Source organism: Phenylobacterium sp. (assembly GCF_031412415.1).
In the GTDB taxonomy this organism is placed as follows: domain Bacteria; phylum Pseudomonadota; class Alphaproteobacteria; order Caulobacterales; family Caulobacteraceae; genus Phenylobacterium.
Genome location: NZ_JANOCX010000095.1, coordinates 1 through 5359, shown reverse-complemented (window position 1 = coordinate 5359; position 5359 = coordinate 1). Strand labels below are relative to the sequence as shown.

General features: G+C 68.1%; 8 protein-coding genes. 4 read left to right on the top strand and 4 right to left on the bottom strand.

Annotated features, from left to right (window positions below; genetic code table 11):
* From RMO04_RS05065 to RMO04_RS05055, 3 genes are all read right to left on the bottom strand, one after another.
* A partial coding sequence (locus RMO04_RS05065; protein ID WP_309643706.1) for a hypothetical protein occupies nucleotides 1–84 on the bottom strand: 84 nt, incomplete at its 3' end.
* A gap of 83 nt (nucleotides 85–167) precedes the next feature.
* Entirely contained in the window at nucleotides 168–686 is a 519-nt protein-coding gene (locus RMO04_RS05060; protein ID WP_309643705.1) for a dihydrofolate reductase, read from the bottom strand.
* Between the two features lie 17 nt (nucleotides 687–703).
* A complete protein-coding gene (locus RMO04_RS05055) occupies nucleotides 704–1552 on the bottom strand; it encodes a thymidylate synthase (RefSeq protein ID WP_309643704.1) in 849 nt (282 codons plus the stop codon).
* Nucleotides 1553–1701: 149 nt separating this feature from the next.
* On the opposite strand from RMO04_RS05055, the gene RMO04_RS05050 reads away from it, so the two are divergent.
* Nucleotides 1702–2784, top strand: coding sequence for an alkaline phosphatase family protein (locus RMO04_RS05050; protein WP_309643703.1), 1083 nt, complete (start codon nucleotides 1702–1704; stop codon nucleotides 2782–2784).
* Nucleotides 2785–2875: 91 nt separating this feature from the next.
* On the top strand, nucleotides 2876–3151 hold the full coding sequence (locus RMO04_RS05045; RefSeq protein ID WP_309643702.1) for a hypothetical protein: 276 nt from the start codon (nucleotides 2876–2878) through the stop codon (nucleotides 3149–3151).
* Here RMO04_RS05045 and RMO04_RS05040 read toward each other — a convergent pair.
* A complete protein-coding gene (locus RMO04_RS05040; RefSeq protein ID WP_309643701.1) occupies nucleotides 3148–3702 on the bottom strand; it encodes a DUF924 family protein in 555 nt (184 codons plus the stop codon). The two genes, RMO04_RS05045 and RMO04_RS05040, sit on opposite strands and share 4 nt — an antisense overlap.
* Before the next feature lie 139 nt (nucleotides 3703–3841).
* Between RMO04_RS05040 and RMO04_RS05035 the strand changes: the two genes are divergently transcribed.
* The gene (locus tag RMO04_RS05035; RefSeq protein ID WP_309643700.1) at nucleotides 3842–4681 is read left to right on the top strand and encodes an RcnB family protein; all 840 of its coding nucleotides are present in this window, start codon (nucleotides 3842–3844) and stop codon (nucleotides 4679–4681) included.
* A 142-nt stretch (nucleotides 4682–4823) separates the two neighbouring features.
* Nucleotides 4824–5359: NAD(P)-dependent oxidoreductase (locus RMO04_RS05030; RefSeq protein ID WP_309643699.1), on the top strand; the 536-nt coding region annotated here is incomplete at its 3' end.

Sequence of the window (5359 nt, the reverse complement as noted above, 5' to 3'; positions counted from 1 at the left end):
CTCGGTGAGGATGACGCTGCCGTCGGCCATGGCGATGGGGCCTTCAGGGAAGGCGAAGCCCTCGGCGACGAGTTGCAGGTCCATGATGTCGTCCTCCCGCCGCCGTTCAGGGTGACGGCGTTACGGCCGGGACTATGGCTGGCCGACGCCGGGGCAGGTCAAGGCGCTCAGCGGCGCTCCAGCACGCGGAAGACGAAGGGGTGATCGTCGCCGTCCCCGGCGGGGTAGGCCTCGCGGCGGACCTCGGTCCAGCGGCTCTCGTCGACGGGGGACAGCACCACGTCGCCCTCGACCTCCACATCGACATCGGTGAGGTAGAGGCGCCTGGCGCGGGGCAGGGCCATCTCGAACAGGGAGGCGCCGCCGATGACACAGACCTCGTCGACCCCATCTTCTTCCGCCTGCTCCTTGGCGATGGCGAAGGCCTCGGAGAATTCCTCGCAGACCACGGCCTGCTTGGGTTCGAACGATCCGTCGCGGCTGAGCACGATGTTGGTGCGGCCGATCAGCGGCTTGCGCGGCAGGCTGTCCCAGGTCTTGCGGCCCATGATCACCGGCTTGCCCATGGTCACCGCGCGGAAGATCGCCATGTCGGACTTAAGCCGCCAGGGGAGCCCGCCGTCCTTGCCGATGACGCCGTTGCGCGACCGGGCGATGGGCCCGGCGGTGAGGATGGGTGTGGTCATTCCCCAGTCTTAGCAGGTCAGACCGCGATGGGCGCGCTGATCGCGTCGTGGGCCTTGTAGCCGCGGAGTTTGAAGTCCTCGTACTCGAAGGCGAAGAGATCGCGTTTGTCGGCGATCTCCATCGTTGGCAGGGGTAGCGGCTGACGTGCGAGCTGCGCCTTCGCCTGGTCGAGGTGGTTCAGGTAGAGGTGCGCGTCGCCCAGGGTATGGACGAATTCGCCCGGCTGCAGGCCCACGACCTTGGCCACCATCAGGGTGAGCAGGGCGTAGGAGGCGATGTTGAACGGCACGCCCAGGAAGACGTCGGCCGAGCGCTGGTAGAGCTGGCAGGACAGCTTGCCGTCGGCGACGAAGAACTGGAACAGGCAGTGGCAAGGCGGCAGGGCCATGTCGTCCACGTCGGCCGGGTTCCAGGCCGAGACGATGTGGCGGCGTGAGTTGGGGGTGGTCTTCAACGTCTCGACCACATTGGCGATCTGATCGATGACCCGACCGTCAGGCGCCGTCCAGGAACGCCACTGCTTGCCGTAGACGGGACCGAGCTCGCCGTCGGGCGCGGCCCATTCGTTCCAGATGCTGACGCCGCGCTCCTGCAGCCACTTCACATTGGTGTCGCCGCGCAGGAACCACAGCAGTTCCAGGATGATCGACTTGCGGTGCAGCTTCTTGGTGGTCAACAGCGGGAAGCCCTTGGCCAGGTCGAAGCGCATCTGGCGGCCGAAGACGCCGAGGGTCCCGGTCCCGGTGCGGTCGCCGCGCTGGACGCCGTTGGCCAGGATGTCGGCCAGCAGATCGAGGTACTGCCGCTCCGGATGATCGGCGGCGTCGACCACAGCGGCGTCTGCAAGGGCGAAGGGGGCGTTCATCGGGCGGGCGTCCACCTGGGTTCGAAGTGATTCGTAGCTGATTCGCTGAGGCCCCGGTTGCGACCTTTTCGGCTTCTCCACAGTCGTGAGGCCTTGTCACACCGACGTCGCCGGAGCGTCCTATCGCCAAGTGCGATCAGGGGGCGACCATGAAGATTCTCAGCATGCTGGCGGTGGCGCTCAGCCTCTCGGCCTCGGGCGCGGCGGCGGCGGACAACCGGGTGGTGCTGGTGACCCTGGACGGGTTGCGCTGGCAGGAGGTGTTCCGGGGCGCCGATCCGGTGGTGGCCGAGGACCCGACCTTTGTCGAGGACCGCAAGGCGGTGAAGGCGGCCTATCTCGATCCCGCCGACCGCAAGGCGGCCCTGACGCCCTTCCTGCACGAGGTGGTGGCCAAGCAGGGCGTGCTGATCGGCGACCGCGACCACGGCTCTTGCGCGCGGGTGACCAACGACCAGTGGTTCTCCTATCCCGGCTATAACGAGATCCTGACCGGCCGGCCCGACCCGGCGATCAAGTCCAACGATCCGACCCCCAACGCCAACGTGACCGTACTGGAATGGCTGAACCGCCAGCCCGCGTTCAAGGGCAAGGTGATGGCCTTCACGTCCTGGAACGTGTTTCCCGCCATCATCAATTCCGCGCGCAGCGGCGTTCCCGTCGACGACGGCATGACCACACCCAAGCCGCGCAACGCCTTCGAGGCGGCGCTGGGGCGAATGCAGGCCCAAACCCCCCGCATCTGGCCGACGGTGCGGTTCGACGTCTTCACCCACAACTACGCCCTGGAGGCGCTCAAGCGCGACAAGCCGAAGGTTGTCTACATCTCCTATGGCGAGACCGACGACTTCGCCCACGAGGGTCACTACGGCCTGACCCTGGACGCCGCGCGGCGGACCGACGGCTTCCTGCGCGAGCTGTGGACCACCCTGCAAGCCGACAAGGCCTATGCCGGCAAGACGACGCTGATCGTCACCACCGACCATGGCCGCGGGGCGGGCGTGAAGCAGGGCGACTGGAAAGGACACGGCAAGGGTCTGTGGCCGAACTCCGACGAGACCTGGATCGCGGTGATCGGGCCGGGGGTGAAGGCGGGCGTGTCGAAGACGTCCGAGTGCGCGGGCGCAGATCAAGTCGCGGCGACAGCGCTGACGGCTCTCGGCGTGGATTGGCGAGCGTTTGACGCGAAGGCGGGCGCGCCGCTCGACATCTTCAAGGCGCCCGCGAACTAGACGTCGCCTCCATCCATGGGGCGTTGGACGGCGAGGCGGAAATCGCTCAGTCTGCAAGGCGAACCTTCGCCTTCAGGATCGGGAGTTCCGCATGTTGCTTTTGATCGCCGCCGTCAGTCTGCTTTCCGCCGCCGAACCCAGCGCCGCGGCGGCTAAGCCCGCCGAGCCCACGACCGCCTCGGCTGACCTGAAGCCCGGAGAGCGCAAGGTCAGGCTGATTTGCCGCAAGGAGGTCGCCACGGGCACCCGGTTCGGCAAGCGCGTCTGCATGACCGTGGAGGATTTCAACCGCCGGCAGGCCGAAGCGGAACAGGGCCTGGCGGAAATGCAGCGCGACATCAACACGCCCCGCCCGAAGGGCAACTAGCCGGCGAAGCCGCCCTCTTCCAGGAAGGCCAGCTCGGCCGGCGTGCTGACGCGGCCCAGGCTGGCGTTGCGGTGTGGGAACCGGCCGAAGCGGACGATGATGTCGCGGTGCAGGTTGGCCCACTTCAGGGATTCGGCGTCGCCGGTCTCGTCCTTCACCAGAGTGAACAGGCGCACGGCCTCGTCCTGATCGGCCAGGTCCTCCGAATGCTCCAGGGGCATGTAGAAGAACTGCCGTAGCTCGGGCTCCACCACGCGGTCGAAGCCGGCGTTGACGGCGGTCCGGGCGACCTGACGCGCCTTGCCGTCCGTCGCGAAGGCGTGGGGCGAGCCCCTGAAGAGGTTGCGTGGAAATTGATCCAACAGGATCAGCAAGGCCAGCGCCCCTTCGGCGGAGGCCGCCCACCCGTCGTACTCCCCGCGCGCGGCGGCGTGGTGGACGGGCTCGAACTTCAGGGCGATGGCGTCATCGAACTTGGCGTTCTTGGCGTACCATTTCTGGGGGCCGGCGGTCCGCCAGAAGCCGGTGACGTCGTGGGGTGTGGCGGCCATCTGAACTCTCCTGAACCGGGGCCCTATGTCGGATGGGTCGCGGTTTCGTTCAAGCGCGGTTCAGCCTGAACGGACCATGAGATCAGCCAAGGGACCAAATCGGGCGTCGGCGGCTCTCCGCCGCACATCGGGAAGTGACATGAAGAGATTGAGCACCAGCGTTCTGGTCCTGGCCCTGCTGGCCTCGACCGGCGTCGCGGCCGCCCAGGAAGGCGGCTATCGGCCGGAGGCGCGCCGCAGTTGGAAGAACAACCCCGATCAGCCGCGCCCCGCGCCGGAGGCCCGCGCGCCGCGTGAGGCGCCGGCGGCTCGCACCCCGGAGGCCGCCGCTGAGGCGCCGCGCGTCCGCGACGACGGGGAGCGTCGCGGTGGAGAGCGGCGGGATGGGAATCGCGGCGACCGCGGCGGCCAACAGGTTCAGCAGCCCGGCGCCGAGCAGCGCGGCGACTGGAATCGCGGTGATCGCGGTGATCGGACGCGCCAGCCTTCGCCGGACCAGCGCCGCGATGGGGTTCGTGACGACCGGCGGCCGGATGGCGACCGCGGCGACCGCCAGCGCGACCGCGACTGGAACAACGACCGGCGCGACGGTGATCGCAATGGCCGTGATTGGAACAACGACCGGCGTGACGGGCGCGGCTTGGATGGCCGCAACGGCCGCGGCTGGGACGACGCGCGCCGCCATCAGCCGCGGCCGCGCTATGACCGCCGCCGCTATGAGCCGAACTGGCGCAGCCAGCAGCGCTATCGCGGCTGGGAGTATCGCCGTCCGTCAGGCTTCTACGTCCGCAGCTGGGTGTTCGGCGACATGCTGCCCCGCAACTGGTGGGAGCCCCAGTACCGGCTGGACGACTGGTGGTCGTACGGCCTGCCTATTCCGCCCATCGGCTATGAGTGGGTCCGGGTCGGCGACGACGCGCTGCTGGTGGACATGTTCAGCGGCCGGGTGGTCCAGGTGGCCCGCAACCTCTTCTGGTAGACGGTCATTCGGCCGCGGGACTTCCCTCGCCGGAAAGGCGAGGGAAGTCTTGACCTTCGCGCAAAATTCCCCTCCATAGCCCCGCCTTTGCTGCGGCGCCGTTGCGCGGAACCGTGGCGACCTTCGTCTCAGGAGAATGATCATGCGCGTCTACTATGACCGCGACGCCGACCTCGCCCGCATCCTGGACAAGAAGATCGCCATCGTAGGCTATGGCAGCCAGGGTCGCGCGCACGCGTTGAACCTAAAGGATTCCGGCGTGAAGAACGTGGTCGTGGCCCTGCGCCCCGGCTCGGCGACCGCCAAGAAGGTCGAGGCCGACGGCCTAACGGTCATGTCAGTGCCCGAGGCCTCCAAGTGGGCCGACGCCGTCATGGTCCTGGCCCCCGACGAATTGCAGCGCGGCATCTATAACGACGAGATCGCGCCCAACATCCGCGACGGCGCGGCCCTGCTGTTCGCTCACGGCCTGAACGTGCACTTCAACCTGATCGAGCCGGCCCCCGGAATCGACGTGCTGATGATCGCGCCGAAGGGCCCCGGCCACACCGTGCGCGGCGAGTACCAGAAGGGCGGCGGCGTGCCGTGTCTGATCGCCATCCACCAGAACCCGACGGGCAACGCCCACGACTTCGGCCTGGCCTACGCCTCGGCCATCGGCGGCGGCCGCTCGGGCGT